The organism is Bdellovibrio bacteriovorus (assembly GCF_002208115.1).
In the GTDB taxonomy this organism is placed as follows: Bacteria; Bdellovibrionota; Bdellovibrionia; order Bdellovibrionales; family Bdellovibrionaceae; genus Bdellovibrio; species Bdellovibrio bacteriovorus_C.
Genome location: NZ_CP020946.1, coordinates 301,082 through 315,953, shown reverse-complemented (window position 1 = coordinate 315,953; position 14,872 = coordinate 301,082). Strand labels below are relative to the sequence as shown.

The 14,872-nt window shown below is 50.6% G+C and carries 15 protein-coding genes; 10 read left to right on the top strand and 5 right to left on the bottom strand.

The genetic code is table 11. The features are described 5' to 3' along the window. Together B9G79_RS01620 and B9G79_RS01615 are read right to left on the bottom strand one after the other, a co-directional pair. The gene (locus tag B9G79_RS01620) at positions 1–1,608 is read right to left on the bottom strand and encodes a carboxyl transferase domain-containing protein (protein ID WP_088564001.1); all 1,608 of its coding nucleotides are present in this window, start codon (positions 1,606–1,608) and stop codon (positions 1–3) included. 11 nt (positions 1,609–1,619) lie between these two features. Next, a complete protein-coding gene (locus B9G79_RS01615) occupies positions 1,620–2,255 on the bottom strand; it encodes a DUF4442 domain-containing protein (protein WP_088564000.1) in 636 nt (211 codons plus the stop codon). A 101-nt stretch (positions 2,256–2,356) separates the two neighbouring features. Between B9G79_RS01615 and B9G79_RS01610 the strand changes: the two genes are divergently transcribed. The 10 genes from B9G79_RS01610 (at position 2,357) to B9G79_RS01565 (ending at position 9,758) form a co-directional block, all read left to right on the top strand. Further along, the gene (locus B9G79_RS01610) at positions 2,357–2,857 is read left to right on the top strand and encodes a hypothetical protein (RefSeq protein WP_088563999.1); all 501 of its coding nucleotides are present in this window, start codon (positions 2,357–2,359) and stop codon (positions 2,855–2,857) included. Next, on the top strand, positions 2,857–3,894 hold the full coding sequence (locus B9G79_RS01605; protein WP_088563998.1) for a class I SAM-dependent methyltransferase: 1,038 nt from the start codon (positions 2,857–2,859) through the stop codon (positions 3,892–3,894). The genes B9G79_RS01610 and B9G79_RS01605 overlap by 1 nt, the downstream gene beginning before the upstream one ends. An 87-nt stretch (positions 3,895–3,981) precedes the next feature. After that, a complete protein-coding gene (locus B9G79_RS01600) occupies positions 3,982–4,506 on the top strand; it encodes a GNAT family N-acetyltransferase (RefSeq protein ID WP_088563997.1) in 525 nt (174 codons plus the stop codon). Between the two features lie 50 nt (positions 4,507–4,556). After that, positions 4,557–5,363, top strand: coding sequence for an endonuclease/exonuclease/phosphatase family protein (locus B9G79_RS01595; RefSeq protein ID WP_088563996.1), 807 nt, complete (start codon positions 4,557–4,559; stop codon positions 5,361–5,363). Between the two features lie 127 nt (positions 5,364–5,490). Continuing rightward, positions 5,491–6,021: a hypothetical protein gene (locus tag B9G79_RS01590; RefSeq protein WP_088563995.1), complete on the top strand. Its 531-nt coding sequence runs from the start codon at positions 5,491–5,493 to the stop codon at positions 6,019–6,021. A 22-nt stretch (positions 6,022–6,043) separates the two neighbouring features. Next, positions 6,044–6,874 (top strand): ABC transporter ATP-binding protein, encoded by an 831-nt coding sequence (locus B9G79_RS01585; RefSeq protein WP_088563994.1) that lies wholly within the window; start codon positions 6,044–6,046, stop codon positions 6,872–6,874. Further along, positions 6,831–7,643: an ABC transporter permease gene (locus tag B9G79_RS01580; RefSeq protein ID WP_088563993.1), complete on the top strand. Its 813-nt coding sequence runs from the start codon at positions 6,831–6,833 to the stop codon at positions 7,641–7,643. Before B9G79_RS01585 ends, B9G79_RS01580 begins: the two co-directional genes overlap by 44 nt. Next, positions 7,644–8,441: an ABC transporter permease gene (locus B9G79_RS01575; protein WP_088563992.1), complete on the top strand. Its 798-nt coding sequence runs from the start codon at positions 7,644–7,646 to the stop codon at positions 8,439–8,441. It abuts the gene before it with no gap. A gap of 12 nt (positions 8,442–8,453) precedes the next feature. Continuing rightward, positions 8,454–9,080, top strand: a complete 627-nt coding sequence (locus tag B9G79_RS01570) for a glutathione S-transferase family protein (protein WP_088563991.1) — start codon at positions 8,454–8,456, stop codon at positions 9,078–9,080. A 108-nt stretch (positions 9,081–9,188) separates the two neighbouring features. Continuing rightward, entirely contained in the window at positions 9,189–9,758 is a 570-nt protein-coding gene (locus B9G79_RS01565) for a GNAT family N-acetyltransferase (protein WP_088563990.1), read from the top strand. Here B9G79_RS01565 and B9G79_RS01560 read toward each other — a convergent pair. Genes B9G79_RS01560 through B9G79_RS01550 form a run of 3 tightly spaced genes read right to left on the bottom strand, consistent with a single transcriptional unit; the run spans position 9,751 to position 14,867 of the window. Continuing rightward, a complete protein-coding gene (locus B9G79_RS01560; RefSeq protein ID WP_088566737.1) occupies positions 9,751–11,544 on the bottom strand; it encodes a M3 family oligoendopeptidase in 1,794 nt (597 codons plus the stop codon). The two genes, B9G79_RS01565 and B9G79_RS01560, sit on opposite strands and share 8 nt — an antisense overlap. Positions 11,545–11,604: 60 nt before the next feature. Then, entirely contained in the window at positions 11,605–13,659 is a 2,055-nt protein-coding gene (locus tag B9G79_RS01555) for a phospholipase D-like domain-containing protein (protein ID WP_088563989.1), read from the bottom strand. Next, positions 13,656–14,867 (bottom strand): hypothetical protein, encoded by a 1,212-nt coding sequence (locus B9G79_RS01550; protein ID WP_088563988.1) that lies wholly within the window; start codon positions 14,865–14,867, stop codon positions 13,656–13,658. The genes B9G79_RS01555 and B9G79_RS01550 overlap by 4 nt, the downstream gene beginning before the upstream one ends. Positions 14,868–14,872: the final 5 nt, after the last annotated feature.

Here is a 14,872-nt window from a genome sequence, read left to right as displayed (position 1 = left end):
TTACATCCTGAAGACGCCCTGAGTTTTTTCACCCCAGGACTTGTTAAGGCTTGCGGAAATCCCCAATGCCAGCACACGGCGGGTGTCCGCCGGATCAATGATCCCGTCATCCCACAGGCGCGCTGAAGAATAATAACAAGCGCTTTCTTTTTCGTATTTTTCCAAAGTTGGACGTTTGAATTCCGCCTGCTCTTCAGCAGACATCGTTTGTTTTTTCGCCGCCATCTGATCCATTTTCACAGTCAGAAGAACGTTGGCTGCCTGCTCGCCACCCATCACGCTGATCTTGGCGTTAGGCCACATCCACAACTGACGAGGCTGGAAGGCACGACCGCACATACCATAGTTTCCGGCACCGTAAGAACCACCAATCACCACGGTGAATTTCGGCACATGGGCGTTGGAAACGGCCATCACCATCTTCGCGCCGTGTTTGGCGATACCTTCGTTTTCATATTTTTTACCGACCATGAAGCCGGTGATGTTTTGCAGGAAGATCAAAGGCACTTCGCGCTGTTCACACAGTTCGATAAAGTGCGCCGCTTTCAAAGAGCTTTCGCTGAACAACACACCATTGTTGGCGATAATACCCACCGGCATGCCCCAGATGTGGGCAAAGCCCGTTACAAGAGTTTTACCGTACAGCGGTTTAAATTCATGGAAGCGGGAACCGTCCACGATGCGCGCGATCACCTCACGCACATCAAATGGAGTGCGGCTGTCTTTCGGGATGATCCCGTAAAGTTCCTTCTGGTCGAACAATGGTTCTTCCACAGGCAGAGTCTTCAACTGCACCGCACGCTTGTGGTTCAGGTGAGCCACGATGGAACGGGTGATTTCAATCGCGTGTTCGTCATCTTCCGCAAAGTGATCCGTCACACCGGAAGTTTCACAGTGCACCTGCGCCCCGCCCAGTTCCTGAGCATCAACAACCTCACCGGTCGCCGCTTTCACCAGAGGAGGCCCCCCCAGGAAGATGGTTCCGTTTTCTTTCACGATCACGGTTTCATCACTCATCGCCGGAACGTACGCGCCACCCGCGGTACAAGAACCCATCACCACCGCGATTTGCGGGATGTTGGCGGCCGACATGCGGGCCTGGTTGTAGAAGATTCTTCCGAAGTGATCGCGATCCGGGAACACATCCGCCTGCATAGGCAGGAAGGCGCCACCGGAATCAACAAGGTAAATACAAGGCAGACCGTTTTCAAAAGCGATCTCTTGCGCGCGCAAGTGCTTTTTCACCGTCATCGGGAAGTACGTGCCGCCTTTGACCGTCGCATCGTTCGCCACGATCACGCATTCAGTGCCGTGGATAACACCGATACCGGTGACCACACCCGCACCCGGCGCCTGGCCTTCGTACATGTCCCACGCCGCAAGTGTTGAGAACTCAAGGAACGCGGTTCCGCCGTCCACCAAAGCCTCGATACGCTCACGCGCCGTCAGCTTGCCACGGGATTTGTGTTTTCTAGTCGCGTCTTCGCCGCCACCTTGTTTCACAAGGTTTACGCGTTCACGCCATTCGTTGACGATACCAAGCATGGCCTCGCGGTTGAGCTTGAAATCACTGGAACTGGAATCAATGTTTGTCTCTAAAATTTCCATAGAACCTTGTACTATCCCTCACTGCCGGGCAAAGCCGGAGTGTGTTTAAAACTCAAATGCAAACGGAACTCCGCCACGGCCTGATCGTTGCTATCGAAGGCTTTCAGCTCGACCTCGGCTTTGGCTTCGCGGTGATCGCGGACTTCCGCCAGCACCACTTCGCGGACTGTTTCAGGAAGCTCCATACGAACACGGCACTCTTCACTGGTGACTTTGAACAATTCAGATTCAATACGGGTCACGTTGATTTCAAAAGACCCCATCGGGGCATGGCGCATCCACAGAAGTTTGGCCGCCTCAATCGCCGCGGTCACCAGCGCACCCTCGTGCATGGTTTTCACCTCGTTCAGATTGCGAGTGCGAGCCGGAACCACCATTTCAACCTGCGTGTCTGACAAGCGAGAAATTCTCAGACCCATCCCGGCCGAGAACGGGCGCACGATATCCAGCGCATAACTAAGCGCAGCATGAGAGGCCTTCGGAGAAACCTCTTCCAGCAAGGCTGCCAGGTCCGCGGCACTCAGACGAATACCCCGTTCTTCAAGCTGGGACTTCAGCCCGTCTTTGGCGTTTTGCAACTGCTGACGCAGGTTCTGCTCCAGCTCAATCCCCTTTGACATTAAGATTGTCAGCCATTGTTGGTTCATGAGATACCCTCTCTGTGCGAGTGTTGAAAAAAACTGAATATCATGCTCGGATAGCGATGTCAGTTTTATCACACTGAGTAAATGGAGAGAGGACTCTAGAGATGAAGAAAATTGTAAGCCTGGTTATTTTCATTGCTGCCTTGGTTTGGACCTGGAACGTGATCCACACTTCCCAAGCCGTAGGATTTGAGACGCACTCCGGCATTCAGGTAAAACTGGCTGAACTTATCACTCAGACTCTGGCTGCTAAAAAGCCACACGCCAAAGACCTTTCCATCTCCCGTTTGTGGACTGAAACCCTGAGCGACAACAAGGTTCGTGCGGTGTTTGCTTACAAGTTCACGGACGTGGCTGAAGATGGCGAAACCATGGAACAAGTGATCGAAGGCGAAGCGGTTCTTTACCGCGATGTTTCTGATCAGGAAAACGTGGATAAATGGGTTCTGCAATCCGTAAAAACCACCAATGATATCGTGGTCTTCACGGAAGGTTCCACAATCACTCCGGGTGCGGACGAAGCAACAACTGAAGCAGCTCCAGAGGCGACTCCGGCAGCCACTGCGACTCCGACTCCTGCTCCAACAGCAACTCCTGGCCACTAATGGCTATTCCCACAAATTTCATCCAGATTGATGAAGAGGGTTTTGCTCTGAGCCGCGAGGTTCGCATCCAAGACCCGATTGTGGGGCAGGAAATCCTGCAAAATCTGAAAATTCACGAAGGCGGAACTCTGCTTTCCACCTTCGGCGATGTCCCGGTGATCGTTGAAGCCTTCGACGAACCCTACGTAGCCGCTCAAGTAAATCTGAAAGATGACAAAACCTGGGAAATCCTGCTTCCGTATGGCGTTCATTATGCCTTCGATCTGGAATCGTTGTCTTTGGACGAATGGGACCGCTTTCACGGTTATGCCGCCAATAAAATCCCGTTCGTGATGTCCCGTAAGGCCCAGGCCACGTTCTTCAACTTGCTTGAAGAATTCGGCGACGACTTCATCGAATTTAACGGCAAAACCTACGACATCCCGGCTTACTGGCCATCCCACAAAGACGTCGAAAAAGAAACCTACTGGAGTCAGATCTACCAGCAGGAAGAAAATCCGGGCTGGAATCTGGGCGAACCCGCTGAAGCTCTGAAAGACATGATTCCCCGACTGAAAATCAGCCGGTCCCGCGTGTTGGTTTTGGGTTGTGGCGAAGGTCATGATGCGGCTTTGTTTGCAGCGGCCGGCCACTTTGTCACGGCCGTCGACATCTCCCCATTGGCTTTGGAACGCGCTAAAAAACTTTACGGCCATCTGCCGACTTTGAACTTTGTGCAGGCGGACCTTTTCAAGCTGCCACAGGATTTTGACCAGTCCTTTGATGTCGTGTTTGAACACACTTGTTACTGCGCCATCAATCCGGAACGCCGTCAGGAGCTTGTCAAAATCTGGAACCGCGTGCTGGTCCAAGGCGGCCATCTGATGGGCGTGTTCTTCACCTTCGAAAAACGCCAGGGCCCACCTTACGGCGGCACCGAGTGGGAGCTGCGCCAGCGTCTGAAAAACCACTACCACCCCATCTTCTGGGGCCGCTGGCAAAAATCAATCCCCCGCCGCCAAGGCAAAGAGCTTTTCATCTACACCAAAAAGAAGTAACTAAAAGGTACCTGCTTACTTTTGCATAAGCATCGCGCTAGACGCACCGTTTATGCAAAAGTAAGCAGGTACCTTTTGGGGGAAGCTATGCATATTGAATTTACTCAGGCTGATCATAGTCACATTGAAGATTTGGTTGAACTGGTTAATTCCGCTTATCGCGGGGACAGTTCCAAACAAGGGTGGACGACAGAGGCTGACTTGTTGGATGGACAGCGTGTGGATGCTGAAGGCATTCAGGCACTGATCGACAAGGAAGAGTCCGTGATTTTGGTGGCGGAAGATGACGACAACGGTGATCTTCTGGGTTGTGTCCACGTCGAAAAACAAGGTTCAAAAATGTATCTGGGCATGCTGACCGTGGCTCCTGAATTACAGTCGAAAGGACTCGGAAAATTGTTGCTCAATGAGTCAGAGGCTCTTGCGCAATTCTGGGATTGTACTACCATTTTCATGACAGTGATTTCCGTTCGCACAGAGCTGATCAAGTGGTACGAAAAGCATGGCTTCCGCAACACCAAGGAAACCAAGCCGTTCCCTTACGGTGATGAACGCTTCGGAATTCCGAAAGTCGAAGGACTGCAGTTCACAGTCCTTGAAAAGAAAGTTTAAAATCCTAAAGCCCTTCACTGATGAGGGGCTTTTTTTGCAAGGAGCAAAAAATGATCAAGGGATTGATCCTGGCGCTGACCCTGTCCGTGTCCTCATTCGCGTTCGCCGAAGAGGTGCAAAACGAAATTCCCGCAGACAAAGACGTTCACACTCAGTTTGGCCAATGCCAGCACGAGTTTCTGCCGTCCAACTTTGACCTGTTCGTGTGGAACATCAAAAAAGCCGAAGCCAAAGACCGCTGGGCCCGCGACTTTGAATATTTTGTTCCCAAAAACGATCTGATCCTGATTCAGGAAGGCATGATTGATTCTTACGTTCCGAACGTGATCCTGCGCCAGAAGAACTATTGCTGGGATTTTGCCACAAGTTTCCTGGAAAAAGACGGCGATCAGACCGGCGTCATGAATGGCTCTTACGCGCGCCCGTCCATGGTTCACTTCCTGCGCAGCCCGGGTCGCGAACCCGTGATCAAAACCCCGAAAATGGTGCTGGTCAGCGAATACGCCATCGCCAACAGCCCGTTCACATTGTGGGTTGCGAACATCCACGGTTTGAATTTCGTGGCCAACAAACACAACCGCGAGCAGATCGAACAGGTCGCGGCTTTCCTGAAAAAACACGACGGTCCGCTGATTTTTGCCGGGGACTTCAATTCCTGGAATGGCGAACGCTTGGCCTATCTTGATGAAATCCTTGGAAAACTCAAGATGAAGAAGCTGCCGTTTGCCAACGACAACCGCAGGTTCAAACTGGATCACATCTACGTCCGCGGGCTGGAAGCCACTTCCACAACCCTGCACAACAATATCGAAACCTCGGACCACAAGCCCCTTTCGGCCTCGTTCCGTCTGAAATAGCCTTCCCGGGCCGACTTCGTTATGCGCGGTCGGCCTCCGGTTGATTCATTTTTTGTATAATAAGTTCTTTTGTATGTATTAAAAGTTTCCTCGATTTCGGAGCATATTCACCTCACAGGAGGTTTCTATGTCTTTGAAAACTGCAGTCACAGCACTTTTGGGGCTATTCGTTTCCTCTTTGGCGATGGCTGATCAGATGGGCCCGAACGGCGACAAATTCTACGAAGAAGCGGCTCACTACGAGCACGCTTGCCAGACCCAGCCGTGCAAATCCAACTATTCCCACCAGATCGTTTACAGCCAGAAAACCCGCATGAACAAACTGAACGATCCCACCCGCGACAACCTGAAGGCCATCGCAGTGGAGCAAGCTCAGGTTTGGGGCGACACGATTCTAGAGGGCGATTATCACGCTGCCGGCCGCACTCGTTTGGATGAAGTTCTGGCGTTCTACAAAGGCGCCCGCCTGATCGGCTACAAAATCAAGTATTCCGAAAAAGCCTGGTACGTGGGTGACTGCGACTACAACGGCAAACGCGAGTCTTTGAAAAACTGCAAAGCAGGCCGTATTATCGAAGGCAGCTACGTATCTGCGGATCAAAAAACATTCTTCAGTGATGAAGAACGTTACGCTGAGTTTTCTTTTATCAACGACTAGGATCTAGGTTATAGTCGCCGACATGGCGATCGTAATTGAAACCACCGACCTTTCCCGCGTCTATCAGACTTACCAGAAGCCCGAAGGATTTATCAATTCCCTGAAGGGCTTCGTGAATCGTAAGCATGTCTCCAAAGTTGCTTTGGACAAAACCACTTTGAAAATTGAATCCGGCCAGATTGTGGGCTTGGTTGGTGCCAACGGTGCCGGCAAAACCACTTTACTGAAAATGCTTTCAGGCCTGGTGACTCCCACCAGTGGTGATGCACGGGTCCTGGGTTTCAGACCGTGGGAGCGCAAAAACGAATTCCTGCGCCAGATCAGCATTCTGCTGGGGCAGAAAAATCAGCTGTGGTGGGATATTTCTCCGGCGGATTCTTATTCTTTGCTGGCGCGTATTTATGATCTGGATCCGGTACAGGCCCGAAAGCGCGTGGACCATTTGGCCGAGATGCTTCAGTGCACGCACGTCCTGCACACACAGCTTCGCCGTCTGAGCTTGGGCGAGCGCATGAAAATGGAAATCATCGGAGCCCTTTTGCATGAACCCAAAGTTCTGTTTCTGGATGAACCAACCATCGGTCTGGACATCGTGGCCCAGGAGACCATTCGTGAGTTCCTGGATCAGTACGTGAAAGAAAAAGAACCAACCGTGATTCTGACCAGTCACTACATGGACGATATCGCCAAGCTTGCTGACAAGTTGCTTCTTATCAGCAAAGGCAACATCGTCTATCAGGGCACGGTTCCTGAGTTCGTAACCAAATCCAACACTGAACTGGCTGAAAACGAAGAGGTCGATTTTGAAGATGTCATTCGCCGCTTTTTGGAAGCGGAATCTCGCGTTCGCTAAGCTCGCGATTCTGTCCAATCTTGAATACCGGCTGAATTACTTCGTTGATGCGATTGTTCAGCCAACACTGACCACGGGGATTGAAATCCTTTTGTGGTTTGCCGTCTTTAAAGGGGCGGGCGCCACCGAAATTGCGGGCTTCGGTCGCGAATATTATCTGGCCTACGCGATGTGGGGCGCGTTCTTTGCGCGCATCTGCACCAGTTGGATGTATGAATACCGTATGATTCAGGAAATTGATTCCGGAAGCATCAACAGCCTGCTGGTGCGCCCGATGACTTTCTATGAATACTATTTCTCGCAATTGATGGGATACAAGTTCATCACCACTCTGGTGTCGATGCTGGTACCTTTCATCGCGATCTTTATTTTTGATCTTCCGACCAAGTTTGACCGTCTGCCATTGGCATTCGCTTTGGAATTCTATTATCTGATTCTGGTTCATTCGATCAGCTTTGTGATCGCGGCCGGCGCCTTTTACCTGAATAAGGTCTATGCCGTGACCGGAGCGAAAAATCTGGCTTTGTGGCTGATGACCGGGGAACTGTTCCCGCTGGATCTGATGCCGGAACCGCTGAAGTCCATCATGATTGCCCTGCCTTTCAGTGCCGGGGTTTATGTTCCCGTGGGATATCTGACAGGACGGCTGGAAATCGGCACGGTCTGGCAGTCCTTCGCCTCTGTCACCGTCGGCATCGTCGTGGTGAATCTTATCGGCGCCTGGCTGTGGCGAAAAGGTGTTAACGTGTACACCGGAACGGGGGCTTAAATGTTTCAGACGCTAAAGAAATACCTGTCTTTGTACGCCGCCCTCTTCCGCACGAGCTTTATTGCGGACCTGGAATACCGGGTGAACTTTATCACCCGCATTGCGACAGATATCTTCTGGTATCTGGCGCAGATCATGACGTTTGAGGTTTTGTTCCGTCATACGCCCAAGATTGGCGACTGGAATCTGGAACAAATGCGTGTGTTCCTGGGTGTGGTTTTTGTCGTCGACGGCCTTTACATGATCATTCTTTCCGAGAACCTGGATCAGTTTTCAGAAAAAGTGCGCAAAGGGGATCTGGATCTTCTGCTGGCAAAGCCCATTAATTCGCAGTTCATGATTTCACTGCAAAAAGCATCCACCGCGATGATAGGCAACCTGATTATTGCCTCCAGTTGGTTCATTTACAGCATCATCCAGCTTTCTAATTTTGAGTGGCTGCGCCTGTTCTGGCTGCTGCTTCTGGTTCCGTGCGGACTGGTGGCGTTGTATGCCATGAGGTTCTTTATGGCTTCGACTGCGGTGATCTTTGCCCGTTCCGAAAACCTGCAATTCATCTGGTATCAGATCTATCGCCTGGGGATGCGCCCGGATTCGATCTATGTTCCGTGGTTCAAATGGATGCTGTTGACCGCCCTGCCGGTAGGTGTGATTGCCAGCGTTCCGGCCCGCGCTCTTTTGGAGCCGCCGGATTTCGCCCTGTTTGCGTGGGTGGTGGTGCTTTCGGGAATTTTGATTTATCTAACAAACAAGTTTTGGAAATTTGCCCTGCGTTTTTATTCCAGCGCAAGTTCCTAAGGAGTCATTCACATGGTTAAAATCTACGGATCCCCAATGTCCAGCGCCGGGCGCTGCTACTGGATGCTTGAAGAGCTGGGCCTGCCTTACGAACAGGTGCCCTTGAACATGCGCGAAAAGCAGCACAAGTCCCCGGACTATCTGAAGATCAATCCGAACGGAAAAATCCCGGCAATTATCGACGGTGAATACGTACTGTGGGAATCCATGGCGATCACCAACTATCTGGCAAAAAAACACAACAGCCCGCTGGCGCCGCAGAATCTGGAAGAAGAAGGCCACATTATGCAATGGAGCTTCTGGGCCCTGGTGGACTTGCAAACCCCTGCCGTGAACTGGCTGATTCAGGCTTTGTTTGTCCCGGATGAATTCAAAAATCCGAAAGTCATCGAAGACGCGAAAAAGGTTCTGCCAACTTATCTGAACACATTGGAAGCCGGCCTTAAAGGCAAGACTTACCTTGTCGGCAACCGTTTCACCGTAGCGGATCTGAATGTGGCGTCGGTGGCGGGCTTGCTATACGCCCTGAAATTCGACATGTCTGCTTATCCTGAAATCAACAAATGGATGGGACTTTGTACCAGCCGTCCCGCCGCTCAAAAGCTGGATAAACTGCGCGCCTCTGCTCAGGCTCACTAGATCGTACAGCCTCTGGGGAATGCATTTTCCTTAGAGGCTCCATCAAATTTATTAATTTGTCCTGCGGCCTCTTTTCGCCGATCTTAAAGATCACCAAAGGAGGTCCAAATGGCATTGCATGAAGCCCGCACCATTCAACTGAAAAACGGCGATTCCATCATTATGAGGCCTGCTTTGGTCAGCGAGGCTGAGGCATTGTTAAATGCCTTTCTGGAAATTCTGCCCACGTCCCCTTACATTCTGACCACTCCGGAATCCGCAGCAAAGAAAACCGTGGAAACCCAAACAAAGTGGATTACCGATGCCAACGAAGATCCCAAAGGCGCTTTGATCATCGCTGAACACCAGGGCCGCATCATCGGCATCACCAACATGGTGGCGTTCAAAGACAGCAAACGCGGGCACCGCGCGGGTTTGGGAATGTCAGTGCATCATGATTATCGCGGCCAGGGATTGGGCGAAGCTTTATTGCGTCGTCTGATTGAAGTCGCTCAAAGCATTGAAGGCCTGAGCTTTCTGGAACTGAACGTGATGAGTGCGAATCAACCGGCGTTCAAACTGTATAAAAAACTGGGATTCCAGCAGGTTGGCTATTTGCGCGAAGCTTATCGCCAACCCGATGGAATTTTCACCGATGATATTTCCATGTCACTGGATCTAAGAGCTCGCCCTAGCTAAGGGCGAGTTTTTCGAATTCTTCAATTTTGCGATTAATGACCGCGATGGATTTTCTCCAGAACTCTGGTTTGCGAATGTCTTCGCCCAGGTGCTTTTGCACCAGATCTTCCGCCGTCATGCGGCCGGTGTCGCGCAGGATGTTGACGTAAGTCTTCATGAAGTCCTTACCCAGCTCTTCACGACGGGCATAAACACTGATGCTGAACAGGTAACCGAACGTGTACGGATAGTTATAGAAGCTGATTCCGGACATCGAGAAATGCAGCTTTGTCGCCCAGTACATCTTGTCGTTCGCACTTAAAGTGCTGCCGTACCACTTGCTCCACGCCTCATCGGTCAATTTGCTCAGTTCATCGGCGCTGACCGTGCGCTTTTCACGCATTTCATAGAAGCTTTTTTCAAAGTCATAACGAGCCGGGATATTCAGCAGGAATGCCGTCGCACGCTCCATCTCACCCCACGCAAATTCGATCTTTTCTTCACGGGTTTTGGAGTTGGTCAACAGCACATCATGCAAAAGGGTTTCCGAGAAAATACTGGCCGTTTCAGCCAACGTCATCGGGTACCCACACTCGGCAATTGGCATATCGCGCATCACCCATGAATGATAAGCATGCCCCAGTTCGTGAGCCAAGGTGGAGATATCACTATTAGAACCCATGTAGGTCATAAACACGCGCGGTTCACGTTTTTTGCGGAAGCCGGTGCAATAAGCGCCGTTGCGTTTGTTCGGAAGAACACGCGCTTCGATCCAGTGTTTTTCAGCCATCATGTCCACGAACTGCGCCATGTCCGGTGAAGCCTGACCGAAGGCATCCTTGATCATGTTCAGGCCTTCTTCATAGCTGCGCTCGGCTTTGGAAGCAGAAATCGGGCTCTGCGCCAGCAGATCCCAAGGGTCCAAAGCTTTCTTACCCATCAATTTTGCCATCGCCAGATTCGCACGGCGGGACATATCGACGTTTTCATAACAAGCCGTCAGCATCGCATCCAAAGTTTCTTGGGTGATACGGCTATAGAACAGGGACTGATCCAGATAGTGCGCCGGTTTCACCTGAGAACGTTTCTTGATCACCTCGTGGCGCCAGCCAGCCAAGGCATTCAAAATCGATGAAGCTGTTTCCTTGTGCGTGGTCCATGCGTTTTGAATGGAGGTCCACGCCACACGACGGGTTTCTTCATCCTGACTGCGAATCAATGCGGATGCCTTCGCAAGACCCACTGTTTCTGTGCGGTCTTTGAATTTCATTTCACAGCGCATGGTGCCGCTCAAGTTGGTGTAAAGCTCGCCCCACGCATGCAAGCCCGGCATTGAAAGTGCCTGCAACAAAGTTTCTTCTTCATCAGAAAGCATGAAAGGTTTTTGTGTACGTTCCTGGCTCCAGTCAAATTTTGCTGGTGTCAGTTCCGGGTGGGAAAGAATCTTGTTCAGAGTTTCCTCTGAACAACGTTTCATGAAGTTATCCACCGGGATCAGGATCTGCCACATAAGCGAACTCAGCGCCATCACCTCGGACTTTTTGGCTTGCGCCTCGTTCAGGGTGCTGTCCACCGATAAATGACAATTCAGGAAGGTCGACATATTACCAACCAAAACCTGGGTGGCTTCCACGTCGATCCAGATTTTCTGGATTTTTTCCACTTCGTTTTCAAACGGAGTCTTAAGGGATTTGACGTCCTTTTCAAGCTGATCAACCTTGGATTTCACCAGATCAAATTCAGCCTGAAATTCAGGAGAGTTGTAAGACGGATATTCAGATTCAAGATTCCAAGCCATTTTTTCCATGGCACTGATCTTACCGCAAGGTCCGAAAAACAAAAAGGGCCTTTGAGGCCCTTTTTAGTTTTAACGCTTTTCGATGTCGTCTTTGGCTCTTAGCACCGTGGAACCCAGATCATTGATGATCTGGCTTAGTTCCGGCGACAGGGTTTTACCCATCACCTGCAACTGCAGATGCTCACCTTCATAGAACGGACCGACAAGCTTGTCGTCACTCCACGCATCCAGGAATTCTTCTTCAAAGCCACCGATGACTTTCTGATCAAACAACTGTGCTCCGAATTCACGGAAACTTCCCTGCAAAGTGTCCGGATTCAAGTTCGAAGAACCCACCAGCATCACTTTGCCATCAACGGAAGTAATCTTACGGTGATTTTCCTGGTGATAGCCTTGTGTTTTTCCATTAGGGAACTTCGCTTCGATACCCAAAGTGCGGCGGGCACGAACTTCAACCCCATGACGCAGCAACTGATCCAAGTACAATGTATTTGGCAATCCCCCCAAACTGAAGTTTCCGTTGTGGTCAGCCAGAATGCGGATCTTCAAACCCGGAACCTGCGCCTTGCGTTTCATCAGGGCATCGTTGATGTACTTGTCATAAATGAACAGATGCTCCATATAGATGTGGCTTTCGGCTTTCATAATCATATCCACCAGCATGTTGCGGGTGTCTTTGATTTTCCCATCCACATTGGCTTCCGCCAGACGTACAGACTGATTTCCCACGGCCGGGAACGAAGTTCTGTCAACGCGGAACCACGCCAGAATCTGATCACGGTTTTTAAGATAAGCTGCGTTGTCGTAACCCTCTTCCTTGTAATAGAACCATTTTCTTTCGTTCGGATCTGTCGTCAACGCCGCTTCGACATCATCATAGTAAGCGGCCTGAACCAACGCTGCGGCAGGGCCTTTCACATAAAGGGCATTATCATAGTAATAGCCACCACTGTGATCAGACCAGTTCTTGGAACCAAAATAAGCCTGAGGCGCATCAGATTCGGGATCCACCACGATCACCTTGCTATGATCGATCTTGGATTCGTAGTAAGTGTTGCGCTTTTCCAGGGCTTTGAAAGTCTCTTCCGTCTTCGGCACCAGGTTCGTGATACCGAACGGAATCCCAGGAGGATGGCGCTGAATGTTGGCCTGAAGCAGGTACACAGAACCCTTCAGACCAGGATCGGTTGCCGCACGGTCTTTAATATACTTAAAGATCGGCATCATCTCGTCCTTCATGTTGTAGTTTGTGGCATAATCATGCAGCAACAACACCTTGAAGTTCGGATTGGCTTTCTTCTTTTCCACTGTTTGATCCAGCAGGAACTTGCTCAAAGTTCCACCCATCGTTCCGCCAAAAAGGAAGATATCAATGAACACCGACTCTTTCGCGGAAAGGATCATGTCACGGATTTTTGCAAACATTGGGTCTTTGAAAGACGGATGTCCGTCATCGTCCTTGTGCAAAGGCATCTTCATATAAGGTTGACTGAAATCAAGCACCCCACCGGCAAAGATCACGCGGTCATTGAACCATTGGATTCTTTCCGGAGATATCTCGTTATGACTGACCAGCTCTACAATGTTGCCCGGGACAAAGCCCCCCGCCGACAAAGAGTACGGGTCCATCTGCGGGAAACGTTTTTGCAAATTTTCGGTCAGTTCGCGACTGGTCAGACTCAAGTTGGAAGCTCCAGCCCATGAGGTCATCAAAGAGCGGGCTTCGTTCTGAGCCGCTTTATCTTTAACCAAAGGATTATCAGCATAGTCACGCAGGGCCTGCAAACGCATCTGCAGCCAGTACTGCATCACCTTGCCTTCATTTGCCGCATTCTTTTTCACAAACTTCCAATAAACCAAAGGAAGCAGGATTTTTTCCGGCACGATGGAATCATTGGCTTTCACAAAAGCGCGAGCCTTGGTCTGCTCGGACGCCGGGAGCTTTTTGATTTCCTGAAGCAAAGTCTCTGGACGACGGCAGGCTTCTGCCGCAAACATCATGTCATGATTTTTCTTATAGTAGTCCATGGCAGCAATGCGCTCTTTCAAAGACACTTGTGCCGTTTGCGCCACCGCAGTGGAGGCAAAAACCACAGAACTTAGAATCAACAGGGTCTTTTTCACAGGACACCTCCGTTCACCAGAGCATCCAGATGCAGGAATTTCTCCATCGATGACTCACATTTTTTCAGGTACTGGACGCGCGCAGAATAAAGCGCCTGGGTCTCGTTCGCCATATTGTCGTTATCACGGGAAGAATAGTATTCCACCAGCTTGACGCGGGAACGATCGCGATCCAGTTTTTTCTCTTTCAGGTCGTAAACGATCTTTTCCAGGTTGAAGCTGATCTCTTCCACAAAGGACTTCTTACTTTCCACCAGGAACTGACCCGTTGGAATGGACTTGCCGGTTTTTTCGTATTTATCCGGCATCAATTCAGAACGTCCCTCATTGTTCGAGGCCACGAGGCCCGGGAAGACTTCGATGGTTTCTTCCGTCGGAATGATGTCTTTCAGACTGAAGTTCTTATACAGATCCACCGTGTAGAACAACGGCACTTCGGCACCGGCCTTCTTAGCCGACAGTGTGAAGCCTTCGCAGGTTACTGACTTTTGCACTTCGCGGTTCAGGCGATAGTACCGGCGATAACGGGCAAAGCCCTTGACGCCGTTCTTTTTGATGCTCGGCAGACCGAACTTGGGACGGGTATCCAGAATCTCAACATAAAAGGTCACCGTACCACCGATATAGTCGGCCTTTCCTTGGGTGGCCGGGATGTACACTGAGTTATTATAAACAGTGCCGGTGTCGGTGGACTTTTCCAACTGATCCCACTTGGAGCTCAATGCGCCGGTTTCATTGAAGCGAACCAGTTGATTGCTGTTCAACTCGGTCGCATAATCATTCTTTTGATTCGGCTGAGGCAGGAAAGTCAGATCCACCTGCAGTCCGGTGTTGATGATCTTGTAAATACGCATGGTCTTTACAAAGTTTTCGATCATCGCGTCTTTCAGGTTTCCTACCGCCAGTTTAGCCAGGCCCTGTTCCGGATTTTCCACACCCAGCGTTTCAATGATCGCTTGATTCAGAGCCTTGCGGGCCGTTTCAGAAAGATACTTTTGGTCGCCATTGGTGTGGAAAGAAATCTTCATCGGATGACGATACGGCTTCAAAGGGGAATCCCCCCCGATCAGATCAGCCAATGCCTGAGTCTGCCCATCCGAGATCGTGTACTTTTTTTCACTGGCTGGTTCACGCACCTCTTTATGGGTGCAATGCACAGCCATCAGGGCTGTGCAGGCAATCAAAGCGGATTTCATCGTCATCTTCATGATTA

Bases quoted from the DNA above. Each gene is read 5' to 3' on its own strand.
- B9G79_RS01590 (WP_088563995.1), top strand. From the start codon at position 5,491: ATGTCTTTGAAAACTGCAGTCACAGCACTTTTGGGGCTATTCGTTTCC.
- B9G79_RS01575 (WP_088563992.1), top strand. From the start codon at position 7,644: ATGTTTCAGACGCTAAAGAAATACCTGTCTTTGTACGCCGCCCTCTTC.
- B9G79_RS01560 (WP_088566737.1), bottom strand. From the start codon at position 11,544: ATGGAAAAAATGGCTTGGAATCTTGAATCTGAATATCCGTCTTACAAC.
- B9G79_RS01615 (WP_088564000.1), bottom strand. From the start codon at position 2,255: ATGAACCAACAATGGCTGACAATCTTAATGTCAAAGGGGATTGAGCTG.
- B9G79_RS01550 (WP_088563988.1), bottom strand. From the start codon at position 14,867: ATGAAGATGACGATGAAATCCGCTTTGATTGCCTGCACAGCCCTGATG.
- B9G79_RS01570 (WP_088563991.1), top strand. From the start codon at position 8,454: ATGGTTAAAATCTACGGATCCCCAATGTCCAGCGCCGGGCGCTGCTAC.
- B9G79_RS01605 (WP_088563998.1), top strand. From the start codon at position 2,857: ATGGCTATTCCCACAAATTTCATCCAGATTGATGAAGAGGGTTTTGCT.
- B9G79_RS01585 (WP_088563994.1), top strand. From the start codon at position 6,044: ATGGCGATCGTAATTGAAACCACCGACCTTTCCCGCGTCTATCAGACT.
- B9G79_RS01595 (WP_088563996.1), top strand. From the start codon at position 4,557: ATGATCAAGGGATTGATCCTGGCGCTGACCCTGTCCGTGTCCTCATTC.
- B9G79_RS01620 (WP_088564001.1), bottom strand. From the start codon at position 1,608: ATGGAAATTTTAGAGACAAACATTGATTCCAGTTCCAGTGATTTCAAG.
- B9G79_RS01610 (WP_088563999.1), top strand. From the start codon at position 2,357: ATGAAGAAAATTGTAAGCCTGGTTATTTTCATTGCTGCCTTGGTTTGG.
- B9G79_RS01565 (WP_088563990.1), top strand. From the start codon at position 9,189: ATGGCATTGCATGAAGCCCGCACCATTCAACTGAAAAACGGCGATTCC.
- B9G79_RS01580 (WP_088563993.1), top strand. From the start codon at position 6,831: ATGTCATTCGCCGCTTTTTGGAAGCGGAATCTCGCGTTCGCTAAGCTC.
- B9G79_RS01600 (WP_088563997.1), top strand. From the start codon at position 3,982: ATGCATATTGAATTTACTCAGGCTGATCATAGTCACATTGAAGATTTG.